Below are 16,271 nucleotides of genomic sequence, written 5' to 3'. Positions count from 1 at the left end.
CCTCGGCCGCCGGGTTCGCCTCGGCCGCCGGGTTCGCGGGGGCGCTCATCGGCGGGCCAGATACAGCTGGAAGGCGCGGTACAGCGCGTGGTTGGCGGTGCCGCTCAATGGTGTCTCCCACTCCCCCAGCGTCTCGACAACCTGGCCTCCGGTGCCCAGCTTCCAGCGCAGCAGCCCGAACGGCCGTTCGTCGGGGTCGAGTGTGGAGGGTACCCCGCGCATGTCGTACACCTCCGCGCCCCGGTCGTGGGCGTCCAGCAGCATCTGCCACTGGAGGGCGTTGGAGGGGCGGACCTCGCGCCGGTGGTCGGCCGAGGCCCCGGTCTGGTACCAGACCCGCCGGCCCACCGTGATCATGGTGTGGGCGGCGAGGATCTCGCCCTGGTGCCGGGCGAGGTAGAGCCTCATCCGCCCCGGCTCCTCGGCGTTGAGCGCCGCGTACTGACGCTCGTAGTACGCCAGTGAGCGGCCGAGGCGGAAGCCGTCGCGCTCCTCGGTGATCCGCAGCAGCCGGTAGAACTCGGGGAGTTCGGCGGGGCCGCCCGACTCCACCCGCACGCCCGCCTTGTGGGCCCGGCGGATGTTGCGCCGCCACTCCTGGTTGAGCCCCTGCCACAGGTCCTCGCGGGACCGTCCGGCCAGCGGCACCCGGAAGACATAGCGGGGCTGAGCGTCCCCGTCCTCGTCGTCCCCGCCGCAGCGCTGCCAGCCGCGGGCCCGCAGCCGGTCGGCGACGGCGGTGCCCAGCGGGTCGACCTCGCTGGCGAGGACGTCGGACAGGCGCCGCCCGGGTCCGGTGCGCGCCTTCAGCGCGGCGGCGTGCCAGCCGCGGTAGGCGGGGGCGGGCCCGATGCGCACGGCGAACACGCCGCAGCCGCGCAGATGGCGCAGCAGCGGGTCGAGCCAGCCGTCGATGTCCGGGTCGGTCCAGTCGGCGACGGGCCCCTCGGGCAGATAGGCGAAGTACTTCCGGGTGCCGGGAAGCTGACGCAGCAGCACCAGCGCGACCCCGCTCAGCTCCCCCGCCCCGGGTCCGGCCTCCGGCCCCCAGCCGAGCAGCCTCGACTGCCAGCCGTCCTTCACCTCGGCCCAGGACGGGCACTGGAGAAAGCCGGGGCCCAGGGCGGAGCCGGCGCGGGACGCCAGGAAGGCGCGGTACGCCTCGGGGCTGATCGGCTCCAGCCGGGCTTCCCGCTGACCGCGGCTCGCCGTCACCAGCAGTGCTGACACTGCGCCTCCTCGGGTGCCGTTGATGGGGATGCGAGGAAGATTCACAGCCGCCCATGACCGTGCCGAGCGGCGAGTGTGACCGGACGATGACCGTTCCTGTGCGGTCGCCGTCACATGGCCACCGGTCGGCGCACTCGTCCGTGCGCATAGCCGTGCGCATGGCGAAAGGCCAGGTCAGACGGGTTGTCTGACCTGGCCTCGGGAGACGGGTCGTACGGTTGCGGTCCGTCAGTCGCGCACGGCGGCGTACGGCAGGTACGAACCGGGCTTCTCCGGGTGGTCCACGGTCCCCGACGTCCAGATCCGGCCCGTCTCGTCGGTGTCCGCCCCGATGAGGTGTCCGGCGCCGGGCGGCCGCTCCCCACGGACCAGGCGGCCGCCGTCGTCCAGGGTCAGGGTGTAGTTGCTGTCCGGGTCCACCGCGGGGTCCACGGTCTCTCCGACGATCACCGGGCGCTTGTGGTCGTCGAAGGTGATGCCGCGCAGCTCGGCGGTCTCCTTCGGCGTGGGCACCTCCTTCCAGCGGCCGCGGTCGAGGCGCAGCACCACCGGCCGCCGCCACAGCTCGTCGTCCTGGGCGAGCCCTACGGCCCACAGCTCGCCCGGCTCCCGCTCCTCGATGTCGTAGAGGTAGAAGGTCGTGTCGTCGAGCTGGGAGGGGAGCCGCTGGCGGGTCCAGGCCGTGCCGTCGAAGTGCGCGACCCCCTTGACCCCGAGCAGCCATACGTCGTCGTCCGCCAGCGGGAGGACGTTGATCGTGGAGCCGACGGCCGCCTCGGCCGGGATCTCCACGCTCCGCCAGGTCCCGTCGGAGCTCCGGGTCATCAGCAGCGGACTCTGGAGCCCGTCCTCGTTGTCGTTGAAGAGGCCGCCGCCGGCCCAGACCGTGCCCTGCGGCGAGACGGCGACCGCGTGGAAGCCGCCGCGCGCCCCGGCGGGCAGGGGCACGTCCTCCAGCTGCCAGGCGCCGCCGTCCCAGCGTTCGACGATCGGCGCGTCACCGCCGTCGCCGCCGCCCTGGGAGCCCACCGCCCACGCCTCGCCGCCGGCGCCCGCGGCGATGTCGTCGAAGCGGCCGTGCTCCACGGGCTGCGGCGTCCTGGTCCAGCCGCTGCCGTTCCAGCGCAGGGCGAGCGGCGACCAGTCGGTCACATCGATCCCGGCGGTCCATGTCGCCCCCTCGGCGCTGGAGATGTCGTAGAGGACGGCCTCGCTCAGGCCCTCCGGCACGACGGCGCGCCAGGAGCCGGGCCGGGCGGACGCCGGGGCGGCGCCGATCGCGAGCGCGACCACTCCGGCGGCCAGGGCCACGGCGAGACGGCGACGGCGGACGGCGCCGACGCGGGGTGTGGTGTCGGACAAGGAGATCCCTTTCTTCCGGTTCCTCGGATGCGGAACGCGAGGAGGCTCACAGCCGCCCGTGACCGTGCCGCGCGGCGCATGTGACCGGACGATGACCGTTCCTCTCCAGCTGCCGTCACATGGCCGCGCGGGCCGATTCCCGTGCTTTTCGCGGCTTAGAGTCCCGAGCGTCCCGTCATCTCCCCGACTCTCACGGAGGTTTCCGTTGCGCCAGATACGTGTGCGCTCCGCCGCCACCGCCGCGGCGGCCGCCGCCCTGCTGACCGCCGCGCTCAGCGGCTGCTCCTCCGGCGGCGCGGCCCCGGCGAAGGCGGAGGCGAAGGTCGACGGCGAGGGCTCGGGCGGCAGGGCGGTGGCGGTCACCGTCACGCCCCGGCGGGCGGGCGAGCCGGTCGAGGTCGCCGCGAGCGGCGGCACCCTCGCCTCGGTCACCGTCACCGACGGACGGGGCGGCAGGCTCACCGGCGCGGTGTCGCGCGACGGCCGGACCTGGACCTCGGACCGCAACGCCGCGCCCGGCACCACCTACACCGTCAAGGCGGCCACCCGCGCCGAGGGCGGGGCGGCGGGAAGCGCGAAGTCGTCCTTCACCACCGCCGCCGCGGGCCTCGTCAACAAGGTGGACTGGCGGCCGGGCGGGGACACCACGGTCGGTGTGGCGCAGCCGATCTCCCTGGTCTTCGACCGCCCGGTGAAGAACAAGGCCGCCGTCGAGAAGCAGCTCAAGGTCACCACCTCGAACAACACCGAGGGCTCGTGGGGCTGGATGAAGGACTGGTCCGGCCGGGACCGGGTGGACTGGCGGCCCAGGGAGTACTGGCGGCCGGGCACCGAGGTCACCCTGGACGCCCGGCTGAACGGCACCGACTCGGGCCGGGGCGGCGGCTGGTTCGTCCGCGACTACAAGCTCGGCTTCACCATCGGCGCCCGGCAGGTGGTCAAGGTCGACCTCGACGACAAGCGGCTCACCCTGGAGCGCGACGGCAAGGCGGTACGGACCTTCCCGGTCTCCGGCGGCACCCCCGGCGCCGACACCGGCTCATGGCGGGGCACCGAGGTGCTGATGGCGAAGGAGGGCACCATCCGGATGAACTCCGAGACCGTCGGCCTCGGCAACGCCTACGACGAGACGGTCGACTACTCGATGCGGCTGACCTGGTCCGGGACGTACGCACACGCCGCGCCCTGGAACGCCGCCTACTTCGGCAAGGCCAACAAGAGCCACGGCTGCATCGGCATGAGCGACGCCAACGCGGCGTGGCTGTACGAACACGCCCGCATCGGCGACCCGTTCGAGGTCAAGGGCGCGGAGACGAAGGGGCAGGTGGCGCTGAACAACGGCTTCGGCGACTGGAACGTGAGCTGGGAGGAGTGGCGGGCCAAGAGCGCCCTGCGCTGACCGGGGCGCATTGGCTCAGCCACTCAGCCGCCGTGCCACTCAGCCGCCCTGCCATGAGCCGCCCCGCCGCTCAGCCGTCGGCCGCGATACGGGCGAGCCGGCGGGCCTCGTCGCGGGCGCGGCGGGCGATGTCGTCCTCGTCGGCGGTCATCAGCCGGCCCGCCTCCACCACCGGGCGGCCGTCCACGAGCGACAGGGTCACCGGCGCGGGCGGGCCGAGGACCAGCGCCGCGACCGGGTCGGCGATCGTCGAGTGGCCGAGGCCGTCCAGCTTCCACAGCACCAGGTCGGCCAGCTTGCCCGGCTCCAGCGAGCCGATCTGGTCCTGCCGGCCGAGCACCCGGGCCCCGCCGTAGGTGCCGAGGCGCAGCGCCTGACGGACGTTCAGCGCCGCCTCCCGGTGCGGTCCGAGCCGGCCCACCAGCAGGGCGTTGCGCAGTTCGGTGTGCAGCTCGCCGGACTCGTTGGAGGCGGTGCCGTCCACGCCCAGGCCGACCGGCACTCCGGCGGCCAGCAGGTCGGGGACGCGCGCGATGCCCGCGGCCAGCCGGGCGTTGGACGAGGGGCAGTGCGCCACGCCCGTGCCGGTGCGGGCGAAGGCCGCGATGTCGGCGTCGTTCATATGGACGCAGTGCGCCATCCACACGTCCTCGCCCAGCCAGCCGGTCGACTCGAAGTAGTCGGTCGGGCCCATCCCGAACAGCTCGTGGCAGAACTTCTCCTCCTCCACCGTCTCCGAGCCGTGCGTGTGCAGCCGTACGCCCTTGCGGCGGGCCAGCGCCGCGCCCTCGCGCAGCAGTTCGGTGGAGACCGAGAAGGGCGAGCAGGGCGCGACCGCGATGTGCAGCATGGAGTCGAAGGAGGGGTCGTGGTGGGTGTCGATCGCCTCCTCGGTGGCGCGCAGCGCGCCTTCGGTGGTCTCGACTGCGAAGTCCGGCGGTAGCCCGCCGTCCGAGACACCCCGGTCCATGGAGCCGCGCGCGGCCGTGAACCGCACGCCCAGCTCCCGCGCCGCGCTGATCTCGGCGCCCAGCAGGTCGCCCGCGCCGCGCGGGAAGACGTAGTGGTGGTCCATGGCGCAGGTGACGCCGCCGCGGACCATCATGGCCAGCGAGGCGCGCGCTGCCTCGTGCACCATCGGCTCGTCGATCCGGGCCCAGGTGGGGTAGAGCGCGACCAGCCAGTCGAAGAGGTTGTGGTCCTGGGCCAGGCCGCGGGTGAGCCACTGGTAGAAGTGGTGGTGGGTGTTGACCAGGCCGGGGGTCGCCAGATGTCCGGTGCCGTCGACCCGGCGGACCACCCCGTCCAGGCCGGCGGGCGCGGGGCCGGGGCCCACCGACTCCAGGCGGTTGCCCGCGACCACGAGGTGGCCGTCGGCGTACTCGGTGTCATGGGCGTCGACGGTGGCGATGGCGCAGTTCTCGATGACGATGCGGTTCGGTGCGGCGGCGGTGTGGCCGGGTTCCGCGGTGTTGTTCACGTCAGTCGCCCCTTCAGTCCGTGGCGATGCGGGGCCGGACGCCGTCCCGCAGGACCGTGGCCTCGATGAGGCCGTACGGCCGGTCGGCGGCGAAGTACACCTCGTTGTCGTTCTTGAGGCCGAAGGGCGTCAGATCGACCAGGAAGTGGTGCTTGTTGGGCAGCGAGAGCCGTATCTCGTCGATCGCGGGGCGGTTGTCGATCACCCGCGCGCCCATCTCGTACAGCGTCTGCTGGAGCGAGAGCGAGTACGTCTCGGCGAAGGCGGCCAGCAGGTCGCCTCTCGCGTCTGCGTATATACGCTCCCAGTCCGGCGCCGGCTCGCGGTCGTCGCACCAGCCGTGGCGCCACCGGGCGTGCACTTCGGTGGCGAGGACGCGGTCGCGGGTCTCCGGCAGCGTGGTGTACTCGTCCTTGACGAAGCCGTGGAACTCCGAGTCGGTGGAGTTCAGGACGGTCAGATCCATGAGCCCCGAGATCACCTCCCACCGCTCGCCGTCGAAGGCGACCTGGGCGGTGCGGGTCTCCTGCCCCGAGCGCACGAAGGAGTGGCGCGCCGCCCCGGCGGTCTCGATCCGCTCCCAGCCGTACTCCTCGATCCGGACGCGGGCGGTGCGGATGGCCTCCTGGCCCGTGACGAAGTGGCGGGCGAGCCGGATGCCGAACTCCTCCGGCGAGGCGATGCCACCTTCCTTGGCGAAGGCGTACACGGTGTTCTTGGTGGTGTCGGTCGGCAGGACGTTGGCGTTGCTGCCGGAGAGGTGGACCTCGTCCATGTCGCCGGAGAGCGCCACCGACACGTTCAGGTCCCTGATGTGGTGGACGGCGCCGTCCCGCACGATCCTGACGACGCGGGTCTCCGCCTTGCCGTACTGGTTCTGGCCGAGCGTGGGCATCGGTGCTAGCTCCCTCGGTATACGGAGTAGCCGAACGGGTTGAGCAGCAGGGGCACGTGGTAGTGCTCGCCGCGCTCGACGGCGAAGACCACGACCGCCTCCGGGAAGAAGGGGGCGTGTCCCGCGCGCACGAGATACGGCTCGACCTCGAAGCGCAGCCGTGCGTGTGCGGTGCCCTCGGGGAGGGCCGGCAGATCCTTGCAGCGGCCGTCGGCATCGGTCCGGGAGACGGCGTGTGCCGCCCAGGCCGCGTCGGCCCGGCGGCGTACGGACAGCTCGACGGACACCCCGGCGGCCGGGCGGCCGAGGGAGGTGTCCAGGATGTGCGTGGACACGGAGGTGCGCGTACCGGATGCCGTGGCCATCACCCCTGCCCTCCTTCTTCCTCATGCCCGACGTCCACAAGCCGGGCCAGCCGAATGCGATTGATCTTGCCCAGCTCGGCGCGGACGATCTCGCGTTCGGTGTCCGCGTCGTTGCCGATCCGCTCGTTGAGAGCAGCCAGCATCTCCTCGCCGCCGCGCCCGGTGGCGCAGATGAGGAAGACATGGCCGTGGCGCTCCTGGTAGGCGAGGTTCAGCTCCAGCAGCTCCGCGCGCTCGGCCTCCCCCACCCCGCTCTGCTCGCGCGCCGAGGTGGCGTCGCCCGGCCTCGGCCGCCCTATGGGCGGATGCCCGGCCATCGCCTCGGCCAGGTCGGCAGCGGTCAGCCCCGCCATCGCGTCCTCGGCGGCGGCCAGCAGCGCGCCGACGCTGCCGTACGGCCGCCCGGCGGCCACCGCCGCGCCCCAGGCCCGGCTGGCGCACACCTCGCCCAGCAGCGCGGCCGCGCCCGGCTCGTCCGCTGTGTTGAACCGGGCCAGTCCCGGCGGAGCGCTGGAAGTCACACCCGCAAGCTAGGATCCGCCGCGGCAGGGCGTCAACAGTTTGTTGAAAACTTCGGGTTACAGCGAGCGGCCCGCTGCCCGGAAATCCGTGTGCCCACGGGCCGGACGGCCGGGCAGGATAGCCCCATGAGCGATGGCGCGGGCGCGATGAACGAGCAGGCGGGGGGCGGCGCGGAGCGGCCACTGGCCCTGGTCACGGGGGCGGGCCGGCGGGAGGGCATCGCCACGGCCATCGTCCTGGGGCTGGCGGAGGCCGGCTGGGACGTGGCGTTCAGCCACTGGCCCCCGTACGACCGGAGGATGTCCTGGGGAGCCCAGCCGGAGGCCGCGGGTCAGCTGCGCGAGCGGCTGGGCGCGCTCGGGGCCAGGTCGATGGCGGTCGAGGCCGACCTGAGCGACCCGGCCGCCCCGGCGGCGCTCTTCGACACGGCGGAGAAGGAGCTGGGGAACGTCACCGCGCTGGTGCTCTGCCACTGCGAGTCCGTCGACTCGGGGCTGCTGAACACCTCCGTCGAGAGCTTCGACCTGCACTTCGCGGTCAACGCGCGGGCCACCTGGCTGCTGATCAAGGAGTACGGCCTGAGGTTCCGGGGCACCCCCGGTACCGGCCGGATCATCAGCCTGACCAGCGACCACACGGCCGGCAATCTGCCCTACGGGGCGAGCAAGGGGGCCATGGACCGCATCACGCTGGCCGCCGCCCACGAGCTCGCCCACCTCGGAGTCACCGCGAACGCCGTCAACCCCGGGCCGACGGACACCGGCTGGATGACCGAGCGGCAGAAGGCCGACCTGAGCCGGGCGACCCCGCTGGGCCGCCTCGGGATGCCGCAGGACTGCGCCAATCTGGTCACGTTCCTCTGCTCCGACCAGGGCGGCTGGGTCAACGGCCAGCTGCTCCACAGCAACGGCGGCCTGGGGTGAGACGGAGGGCCCAATAGCACCTCGGGCCGCGCTGTCCGCCATGGAAACGTCGGCGGCACACTGGAGACGACGGGGCGACCGCCGGGCGGCCTCCGGGCGGTCGAGGGGCCGCGGTCTCCAGGCAGCCTTCCGGCCGGTCGGCCGATGACGGATCAGTACGGCTGGAGCGGAGATGGCTGAGGCTTCCGGCGCGGCCGCGCGGGACGGACCTGCGAGCGTGGCCTGCCAGATGGACGAGACCGGGTTGCGCCGTCTGCTCGACGGTCTCACCGCGGTCCGGGACGGCGATTTCCGCACCCGGATCCCCGAGGACTGCGACGGGCTGCTCGGTGAGATGGCCACCGTCTTCAACGGCATGCTGGACCAGCTGTCACGGTTCACCTCCGAGGTGACCCGGGTGGCCCGCGAGGTCGGCAGCGAGGGCCGCCTCGGCGGACAGGCCCGGGTGCCGGACGTGTCGGGGTCGTGGAAGGACCTCACCGAGTCGGTGAACGCCATGGCGGGGAACCTCACCACTCAGGTGCGGAACATCGCGCAGGTGGCCACCGCCGTGGCCTGCGGCGATCTCTCCCAGAAGATCACCGTGGACGCTCGCGGGGAGATCCTGGAGCTCAAGGAGACCATCAACACGATGGTCGACCAGCTTTCGGCGTTCGCCGACGAGGTGACCCGGGTGGCCCGCGAGGTGGGCACCGAGGGCAACCTCGGCGGCCAGGCCACCGTCCGCGGGGTCTCCGGCACCTGGAAGGACCTCACCGACAACGTCAACGTCATGGCGTCCAACCTCACCGGCCAGGTGCGGAGCATCTCGCAGGTGGCCACCGCGGTCGCCCGGGGCGACCTCTCCCAGCGGATCGTCGTCGAGGCCAAGGGGGAGGTCGCCGCCCTCGCCGGGGTCATCAACACCATGGTCGACACGCTGTCCGCGTTCGCCGACGAGGTGACCCGGGTGGCCTCCGAGGTGGGCACCGACGGCATCCTCGGAGGACAGGCCCGGGTGCCCCATGTGGCGGGTACCTGGAAGGACCTCACGGACAGCGTCAACTCCATGGCGAACAACCTGACCGGCCAGGTCCGCAACATCGCCCAGGTCACCACCGCCGTCGCGGGCGGCGACCTCCACCGCAAGATAGACGTGGACGCCCGCGGGGAGATCCTGGAGCTCAAGACCACCATCAACACCATGGTCGACCAGCTGTCCTCCTTCGCCGCCGAGGTGACCCGGGTGGCCCGCGAGGTCGGCAGCGAGGGCCGCCTCGGCGGGCAGGCCGAAGTGGAGGGCGTCTCGGGCACCTGGAAGCGGCTCACCGAGAACGTCAACGAGCTGGCCGGCAACCTCACCCGGCAGGTCCGCGCGATCGCCGAGGTCACCAGTGCGGTGGCCGAGGGGGACCTCACCCGCTCCATCACCGTGGACGCCTCCGGAGAGGTCGCCGAACTCAAGGACAACATCAACGCCATGGTGAAGTCGCTGCGCCAGACCACCCGGGCCAACCAGGAGCAGGACTGGCTCAAGACCAACCTGGCCCGGATCTCCGGCCTGGTACAGGGCCGCCGCGATCTCGCCGACGTCGCCGGGCTGATCATGGACGAGCTGGTACCGCTGGTCTCCGCCCAGTACGGCGCCTTCTTCCTCGCCGAGGACACTCACGACGGCGTGCGGCTGTGTCTCATCGACTCCTACGGACGTCCCGAGGGCTCCCGCCGCCCCACGCGGTTCCGGCTCGGCGAGTCGCTGGTGGGTCAGGCCGCCCGCAGCCGGCGCACCATCGCGGTGGACGACGTCCCAGCCGATTACGTCATCTCCTCCGGGCTCGGCGACGCGGCCCCCGCCAGCCTGGTCGTGCTGCCCGTCATGGCGGAGGAGCAGGTGCTCGGCGTCATCGAGCTGGCCACCACCGGCCGCTTCACCCCGGTGCACCGGGATTTCCTGGACCAGCTGATGGAGACCGTCGGCGGCAACGTCAACGCCATCATCGCGGGCGCCCGCACCGACGAGCTCCTGGGCGAGTCGCAGCGCCTCGCGGGCGAGCTTCAGGCGCGTTCGGAGGAACTCCAGGTCCGCCAGGAGGAACTCCAGCACTCCAACGCCGAACTGGAGGAGAAGGCCGCGCTGCTGGCCAGCCAGAACCGCGACATCGAGACGAAGAACCAGGAGATCGAGCAGGCGCGGCAGGAGCTCGAGGCCCGGGCCCGGGAGCTCGCCCGTGCGTCCAGGTACAAGTCGGAATTCCTGGCCAACATGAGCCACGAGCTGCGGACTCCGCTCAACAGCCTGCTCATCCTCGCCCAACTGCTGTCCCAGAACCCCGGCCGCAACCTCACCCCGAAGCAGGTGGAGTACGCGGAAGTCATCCACTCCGCCGGCTCCGACCTGCTCCAGCTGATCAACGACATCCTCGACCTGTCCAAGGTCGAGGCGGGGAAGATGGACATCAGCCCCGAGCGCTTCCGGCTGCGCCGGCTGCTGGACTCCCTGGACGCCGCCTTCCGCCCCCTCACCTCCCAGAAGGGGCTGGAGTTCCAGGTCGTCACGGCGCCCGGAGTTCCGTCCGAACTGGTCACCGACGAGTCCCGGCTGCGCCAGGTGCTCCGGAACCTGCTCTCCAACGCCGTGAAGTTCACCGAGGCAGGCCATGTCGAACTGCGGATCGAACGCGTCGACACATCCGCCGCCGACCTGCCCGACTCCGTCCGCCGCTCCAGCCGCCCCGCCCTGGCCTTCCGGGTCGGCGACACCGGCATCGGCATCTCGGAACAGCACCTGGAGAGCGTCTTCGGCGCCTTCCAGCAGGCCGATGGCACCACCAGCCGCACGTACGGGGGAACCGGCCTGGGCCTGTCCATCTGCCGCGAGATCGCCTACCTGCTCGGCGGCTCCATCCACGCCCGGAGCACCCAGGGCGAGGGCAGCTGCTTCACCCTGTACCTGCCGACCGTGCACCCCACCGTCCAGGACACCGCGGCACCGCACCCGCCGGGCACTGCCACGGCGGCCCCCGCGGCGGAGGTGCCCGGCGCCGCGCCGCCCCACAGCGTGCCACCCGCGGTGCGCCGCGTGCTGGTCGTCGAGGCCAGGCCGCGGGGGTTGCTGTCCCTACTGGCCCAGAGCGCTGTCGCCGACCTGCCCGGGGTCCCCTCGCCCGTCCAGGTGGACACCGCCACCGACCCCGGGGAGGCGGCGGCCGCACTGGCCGGCCGAACACACCACTGCGCGGTGGTGGACTGCGGTCTGCCCCGCGAGGGCGCGCGCGAACTGCTGGGTCTCCTCGACGCCGACCCGGCCCTGCGCCACGTCCCCGTCCTGGTCCACTGCGGCCACCCGGAGCCCTCGGCCGAGGAGGAGCACCGGCTCCGGGCGCGGGCCGGCGCCCAGCCGTTCGAAGTGCTCACCAGCCTGGACGAGCTGCGGACACGCATCGTGCTGCACCTGACCGCCGAGCGCCCCGGCGAGGCCCTGCCGCTGGTCCACGCCCCGAGGACGAGGCTGGCGCCCGCACCCCGGGAGGCCGACCCGCTGGCCGGCCGCACCGTGCTGATCGTCGACGACGATGACCGGAACGTCTTCGCCGTCACCGGCATCCTGGAGCTGCACGACATGCGCGTCGTGCACGCCGAGAACGGCCGTGAAGGCGTGGAGGCGCTGGCCGACGAGGACATCGACCTGGTCCTGATGGACGTGATGATGCCCCAGATGGACGGCTACGCCGCCACCGCGGCGATGCGTGCCATGCCCGGGCGGCGCCATGTACCGATCATCGCGGTCACCGCCAAGGCGATGTCCGGTGACCGGGAGAAGTGCCTGGCCGCCGGGGCGGACGACTACGTGTCCAAGCCCGTCGACGCACAGCAGCTGGTCCACTGCATGCGCCGCTGGATCGACCTGTGATGTGCTTGGGGTGGGTACCGGGCAGGCAGAGCAGCGGCCCCCCGGATCCCCGGGCCGAGGAGCAACCCCCATGGCGGAGCAGCAGCACGAGCCCTCGCGGCAGCGGCCCCCTTCCGAACCCGCCGCGCGTCCCGCACCACACGGTGAGGCCGGAGCGGCCGGGCTGGCGGCCACGGTCGACCGGCTGAGTACGGAGATTCGCGCCCTGTGGGAGGACCGCGAGGCCCGGGTCGTGGTGGAACTCGCCGAGGGCGTCCTCGTGGAACGGCTGAACTGCGCTCCGGCCGAAGCCGCGCAGCAGCTGCGGAGGCTCGCCTCCGACGCCCTGATGCCCCTGCCCGAACTGGCCGCCGACATCATCAACCAGGCCGCCTCGGACGCCACCGCGGCCGCGGCCGCGGAAGCCCGAGCCGCGCAGGCCGCCGCGTCCGGCACCGGCCGGACGGCAGAGGAAGCCGCGGGCCCGCAGCGCGAAGGGCCCGCCCTGCGGCTGCGTACGGCGGAGGCCGCCGCCATCCTGGCCGGTGACGACACCCAGGCGCTCGCCCGCGGCCTCCTCGACCGGGCCCTGAAACCATTGGGCGCCACCGCCGCCGCCGTGTGGTCGGCCGCCCCCGACGGCTCCCTCACGCTGGCCGGAGAAGCCGGGTTCGGCCCCGCCGAGGCCGCCCGCTGGCGCTATGTCCCGCCCGGGCTCGGCACCCCGGCCCAGCAGGCCATCACCGAGGACCGGACGCTGTGGATCACCGAGTCCGGCGACCCGCCGCCGCCCACCATCGGCGGCAGCGGCGGCAGCGGCGGCACACGGGCCGTCGTGCCTGCTCAAGGCGGCGGTCAGCGGGTGGGCGTCCTGGAGGTCCACTGGCCGGGCCCCCACCCCGCGCTCGCCCTCCAACGACAGCTGGATGCCTTGGCCCAGCTGTGCGCCCTGTCGCTCTCCGACCACGGCGTGGAGTCGGGCGGCCCGCCCGGCGGGGCCGCCGCCTGGCTCGTCGGACTGCTCGACGGCCTGCTGGACTCCGCCGCCCTGCTGCGCCCGCTGCGGGACCACGACGGCCGGATCACCGACTTCAGGATCGAGCACACCAACGAGCGCTTCACCGACCCGGCCGGCCGTCCCCGTGACGCGCTGACCGGGCTCCCGCTGCTGGAGGCTTATCCGCTGTTCGCCGCGGAGGGCGGCCTGTTCGAGCGGATCAAGCGGGTGCACAGCACCGGGGCCCCGTATCGCAGCCGGAGCACGGTGCTCAGGTTCCCGGGCGGCCCGGCGCCACCGGCCGTGGTGGCTGCCGTGGGGCTGGCCCGCTTCGGCGATGTGGTGCTGCTCAGCTGGCGGCTCCCGGAGGGCGACGCCCGACTGGCCGACCTGCTGGGGCACGCCCAGCGGCTCAGCCGGATCGGCGCCTTCGAGGAGAACCTGATCACCGGTGAGATCTCCTGGACCGAGCAGCTGTCCGCCCTGTACGGGCTGGAGCCCGGCGCGGCCCCGGTGCCGCTGCACCAGCTCTCCGGACATGCGCACCCCGACGACACCGGCGCCGTGCGCCGCTTCCTGCGCAGCGTGCTGCATCAGCGGAAGGAGAGCGCGATCACCTTCCGGCTCCGGCGCGCCGACGGGGTGGTCCGCCACCTGCGGGTGGTCGCCGAACCGCTCTGCGACGCCTCCGGGCTCCTGGTCGCGGTGCGCGGCGCCTACCAGGACATCTCTCCCCACCGCTGGACCGAGGTCGCGCTGGCCGCCACCCGGGACCGGCTGGCCGGTGCCGAGCAGCAGTCCGCGGAGCGTCATCGGCTGGCCCGGCAGCTACAGCGGGCGATCATGCCCCCGGAGGAACACCCGGTGTACGGGGCGGGGCTGCGGGTCGCCGTGCGCTACCGCCCGGCGGAAGAGGACCAGCGGGTCGGCGGAGACTGGTACGACGCCGTCGTGTTGCCCGATGGCCGGATGCTGCTCACGGTCGGTGACATCGCCGGCCACGGCATCGCTGCCGCAACGGGCATGGTCGTCCTGCGCAACGCGCTGCGCGGCCTCGCCGTCACCGGTGCGGGGCCGGGCCGGCTGCTCTCCTGGCTCAACAGCGTCGCCTGCTGCCTCCCCGAGCAGGTCACCGCGACCGTCGTCTGCGGCCTGTTCGATCCCGCCGCCCGGACCTTGCACTGGGCCAACGCGGGACACATGCCCCCGATCCTCGTCCGCCGTGGGAAGGCCGAAGCGCTCACGCCGCCGGACGGCGTGCTGCTGGGCGCTGTGGACTCCGCCTCGTACGAGGAGACCCGGCACGAGCTGCGGCGGCACGACATCCTGCTGGTGTACACCGACGGCCTGATCGAGCGCCGCGGCAGCAGCATCGACCAAGCCCTCGGACAGCTCCTCGCCGCCGCCGGCCGCCCGGTGGACGACCTCGAGGACTATCTGGACGCACTGCTGTCCTGCGACATCGCCGACACCGACGACGACACCTGCCTGATCGCGGTTCAACCGACCTGATCGTCGCGGTGCGCCGGGTCGCTCGTCCGGCCGCCCCCACGCGCCTTGGCCCGCTGCTCATTGGCGTAATTGATGTAGTTGTAGACCGTGAAGCGGCTGACGCCGAGCGCGGTCGCGACGGTCTCCACGCCGTGGCGCATGGCGAACGCGCCGCGCTGTTCGAGGAGGCGGACGACCGACTGCTTGGTCTTGCGGTCGAGGTCGGCGAGCGGGACGCCGTGGCGGCGGCGGAGCTCGGCGAGGATGTGGTCGAGCGAGTCGGAGAGGTGAGGGAGGCGTACGGCCACGACCTCCCGGCCCTCCCAGGAGAGGACCACGTCGTCGTCCTGGGCGTGGTCCGGGGCGACCAGCTCGCCGCCTATGGCGTCCACCAGCGGCTTGACGGCCTTGGCGAAGGGGTCGTCGTCGGCGGGCGGGGTCATCGGCCGCCCTCCTCCGGCTCGCCGGGCTCCTCCGCGACCACGTTGACCTGGAGCGAGACCCGGGTGGCGCCCGCCTCCAGGGACTTGCGGAGCAGCTCGTCGATCGTGGTCAGGACGGCCTCCGCCCGGCCCTCCGCGGTGTTGCCGAACGGGCCGACGTCGACGGAGTCCAGCGCGGCACCCTGCACGATGTCGCGGGCCACCACGGCGTGCGGGGGCACCTCGTCGAGGTCGAACGGCTCGGTGGTGAACTCAACCCTCAGTCTCACGCCGCCAACCTACTGCCCACGCGCACAAAGCGTCACGGGCTCCGGGCTCCGGGCTCCGGGCTCCGGGCCCGCAAGGCCCTAGCAGGGTGGTCGGGCCGACGCGTGCAGAACCGCCAAGTCGCTGCCCGGGGCCTCCCCCTTCCTGGAGCATGGGTGGATACCTCTCCCCCGGCCCCCGAGGGGGCCGCGACCGACCCTCGGAGCACCAGATGACAGACAGCGTGCCGGTGCGCTGCCCCGCGTGCCGCCGCGAGCAGTCGTTCACCCCGCCCACCTACCCGTGCTCGTGCGGGGCCCCGCTCACCCTCCCCGTGCTGCACGACAGTTCCCCGGAGGAGATCGAGCACCGTACCTGGGAGGCCACCTGGGTGGCGGCCAACTGCGCCGCCTGCGGCCGCCAGGGGAGCTGGCCGCAGCCGGAGTTCGGCTGTCCGTGCGGCGCGCTGGTGCGCGTCCCGGTGGCGTCGGCGCCCGATCCCACGGAGCGCGCCCCGGCCACCGCCCGCCCCCGCAACGCGGCGGCCCCCGCCGCCGGGCCGCCGGGCAGGGCCGTGCTGCGCCCCGCCTTCCAGCCGGTGACGATCCGTACGGCGCGGGACGCGGTGACCGCCGCCGCGCAGTATCTGAAGTGGCTCGGCTTCCACGGGGTGCGGCAGCCGGAGGCGGGCCAGGCGACGTCCGGGGTGGATCTGTGCGGGCCGGGGGTGGTCGCCCAGGTGGACCCGACCACCCGGCCCACCGCGCTGCGCGACATCGAGTGTCTGTGGCTGAACGGGCTCAACGAATCCGCCGTCAGCGTGCTCTTCTCGCTCGCGGGCTACGCCAGGGACGCGCGGGCGCGCGCCGACGCGCTGCACATCCCGCTGTTCATCATGGATCTGACCGGCACCCCACAGCCCGTCAACGACCCGGCGGACTCGCTGATCCGGGTGGGGCCTCCTGAACGGTGACCGCGTGCCCCGCGTTCGCGCCTTGTTCATTATGACCCGGCGGAGGGGCCCCGGGCCTCCCCTTCGGGGATGATCTT

The 16,271-nt window shown here is 73.0% G+C and carries 13 protein-coding genes; 5 read left to right on the top strand and 8 right to left on the bottom strand.

The genetic code is table 11. The annotated features are described in order from the left end of the window. Positions 1-45: 45 nt before the first annotated feature. Both ACZ4WQ_RS22980 and ACZ4WQ_RS22975 read right to left on the bottom strand, forming a co-directional pair. Positions 46-1,230 carry a lipid II:glycine glycyltransferase FemX gene (locus ACZ4WQ_RS22980; RefSeq protein WP_398373812.1) on the bottom strand — a complete coding sequence of 395 codons (1,185 nt, stop codon included), beginning with the start codon at positions 1,228-1,230 and terminating at the stop codon, positions 46-48. A 228-nt stretch (positions 1,231-1,458) separates the two neighbouring features. Then, positions 1,459-2,592, bottom strand: coding sequence for a beta propeller repeat protein (locus tag ACZ4WQ_RS22975; RefSeq protein WP_468022366.1), 1,134 nt, complete (start codon positions 2,590-2,592; stop codon positions 1,459-1,461). A 205-nt stretch (positions 2,593-2,797) separates the two neighbouring features. Between ACZ4WQ_RS22975 and ACZ4WQ_RS22970 the strand changes: the two genes are divergently transcribed. Further along, a complete protein-coding gene (locus ACZ4WQ_RS22970; RefSeq protein WP_311723470.1) occupies positions 2,798-3,991 on the top strand; it encodes a L,D-transpeptidase family protein in 1,194 nt (397 codons plus the stop codon). A gap of 70 nt (positions 3,992-4,061) precedes the next feature. Here ACZ4WQ_RS22970 and ACZ4WQ_RS22965 read toward each other — a convergent pair whose 3' ends face one another. From ACZ4WQ_RS22965 to uraD, 4 genes are read right to left on the bottom strand one after another with little or no spacing between them, the layout of a single operon-like run. Continuing rightward, positions 4,062-5,471 (bottom strand): 8-oxoguanine deaminase, encoded by a 1,410-nt coding sequence (locus ACZ4WQ_RS22965; protein ID WP_385341208.1) that lies wholly within the window; start codon positions 5,469-5,471, stop codon positions 4,062-4,064. Positions 5,472-5,484: 13 nt separating this feature from the next. Continuing rightward, on the bottom strand, positions 5,485-6,366 hold the full coding sequence (pucL, locus tag ACZ4WQ_RS22960) for a factor-independent urate hydroxylase (protein WP_385341210.1): 882 nt from the start codon (positions 6,364-6,366) through the stop codon (positions 5,485-5,487). Between the two features lie 5 nt (positions 6,367-6,371). Next, complete coding sequence (gene uraH, locus ACZ4WQ_RS22955; RefSeq protein WP_398373809.1) at positions 6,372-6,731, bottom strand: hydroxyisourate hydrolase; 360 nt, start codon at positions 6,729-6,731, stop codon at positions 6,372-6,374. Further along, positions 6,731-7,252, bottom strand: coding sequence for a 2-oxo-4-hydroxy-4-carboxy-5-ureidoimidazoline decarboxylase (gene uraD, locus ACZ4WQ_RS22950; RefSeq protein ID WP_358844180.1), 522 nt, complete (start codon positions 7,250-7,252; stop codon positions 6,731-6,733). Before uraD ends, uraH begins: the two co-directional genes overlap by 1 nt. A gap of 126 nt (positions 7,253-7,378) precedes the next feature. Between uraD and ACZ4WQ_RS22945 the strand changes: the two genes are divergently transcribed. From ACZ4WQ_RS22945 to ACZ4WQ_RS22935, 3 genes are all read left to right on the top strand, one after another. Next, on the top strand, positions 7,379-8,176 hold the full coding sequence (locus tag ACZ4WQ_RS22945; protein ID WP_385341214.1) for an SDR family oxidoreductase: 798 nt from the start codon (positions 7,379-7,381) through the stop codon (positions 8,174-8,176). Between the two features lie 229 nt (positions 8,177-8,405). Next, a complete protein-coding gene (locus ACZ4WQ_RS22940; protein ID WP_468022422.1) occupies positions 8,406-12,065 on the top strand; it encodes a HAMP domain-containing protein in 3,660 nt (1,219 codons plus the stop codon). 70 nt (positions 12,066-12,135) lie between these two features. After that, a complete protein-coding gene (locus ACZ4WQ_RS22935) occupies positions 12,136-14,553 on the top strand; it encodes a SpoIIE family protein phosphatase (protein ID WP_468022365.1) in 2,418 nt (805 codons plus the stop codon). Here the strand turns inward: ACZ4WQ_RS22935 and ACZ4WQ_RS22930 are convergent. Together ACZ4WQ_RS22930 and ACZ4WQ_RS22925 are read right to left on the bottom strand one after the other, a co-directional pair. Then, on the bottom strand, positions 14,541-14,975 hold the full coding sequence (locus tag ACZ4WQ_RS22930) for a helix-turn-helix domain-containing protein (RefSeq protein WP_311723477.1): 435 nt from the start codon (positions 14,973-14,975) through the stop codon (positions 14,541-14,543). The genes ACZ4WQ_RS22935 and ACZ4WQ_RS22930 overlap by 13 nt on opposite strands. Beyond that, the gene (locus ACZ4WQ_RS22925; protein ID WP_361188496.1) at positions 14,972-15,244 is read right to left on the bottom strand and encodes a hypothetical protein; all 273 of its coding nucleotides are present in this window, start codon (positions 15,242-15,244) and stop codon (positions 14,972-14,974) included. The genes ACZ4WQ_RS22930 and ACZ4WQ_RS22925 overlap by 4 nt, the downstream gene beginning before the upstream one ends. 209 nt (positions 15,245-15,453) lie before the next feature. On the opposite strand from ACZ4WQ_RS22925, the gene ACZ4WQ_RS22920 reads away from it, so the two are divergent. Further along, positions 15,454-16,194 (top strand): hypothetical protein, encoded by a 741-nt coding sequence (locus tag ACZ4WQ_RS22920; RefSeq protein ID WP_468022364.1) that lies wholly within the window; start codon positions 15,454-15,456, stop codon positions 16,192-16,194. Positions 16,195-16,271 lie beyond the last annotated feature (77 nt).

It is taken from the genome of Streptomyces sp. NPDC028305 (assembly GCF_055569495.1).
This window is presented reverse-complemented; position numbering and strand designations above follow the sequence as displayed.

Bases quoted from the DNA above. Each gene is read 5' to 3' on its own strand.
- ACZ4WQ_RS22940 (WP_468022422.1), top strand. From the start codon at position 8,406: ATGGACGAGACCGGGTTGCGCCGTCTGCTCGACGGTCTCACCGCGGTC.
- pucL (WP_385341210.1), bottom strand. From the start codon at position 6,366: ATGCCCACGCTCGGCCAGAACCAGTACGGCAAGGCGGAGACCCGCGTC.
- uraH (WP_398373809.1), bottom strand. From the start codon at position 6,731: ATGGCCACGGCATCCGGTACGCGCACCTCCGTGTCCACGCACATCCTG.
- ACZ4WQ_RS22935 (WP_468022365.1), top strand. From the start codon at position 12,136: ATGGCGGAGCAGCAGCACGAGCCCTCGCGGCAGCGGCCCCCTTCCGAA.
- ACZ4WQ_RS22930 (WP_311723477.1), bottom strand. From the start codon at position 14,975: ATGACCCCGCCCGCCGACGACGACCCCTTCGCCAAGGCCGTCAAGCCG.
- ACZ4WQ_RS22920 (WP_468022364.1), top strand. From the start codon at position 15,454: ATGACAGACAGCGTGCCGGTGCGCTGCCCCGCGTGCCGCCGCGAGCAG.
- ACZ4WQ_RS22945 (WP_385341214.1), top strand. From the start codon at position 7,379: ATGAGCGATGGCGCGGGCGCGATGAACGAGCAGGCGGGGGGCGGCGCG.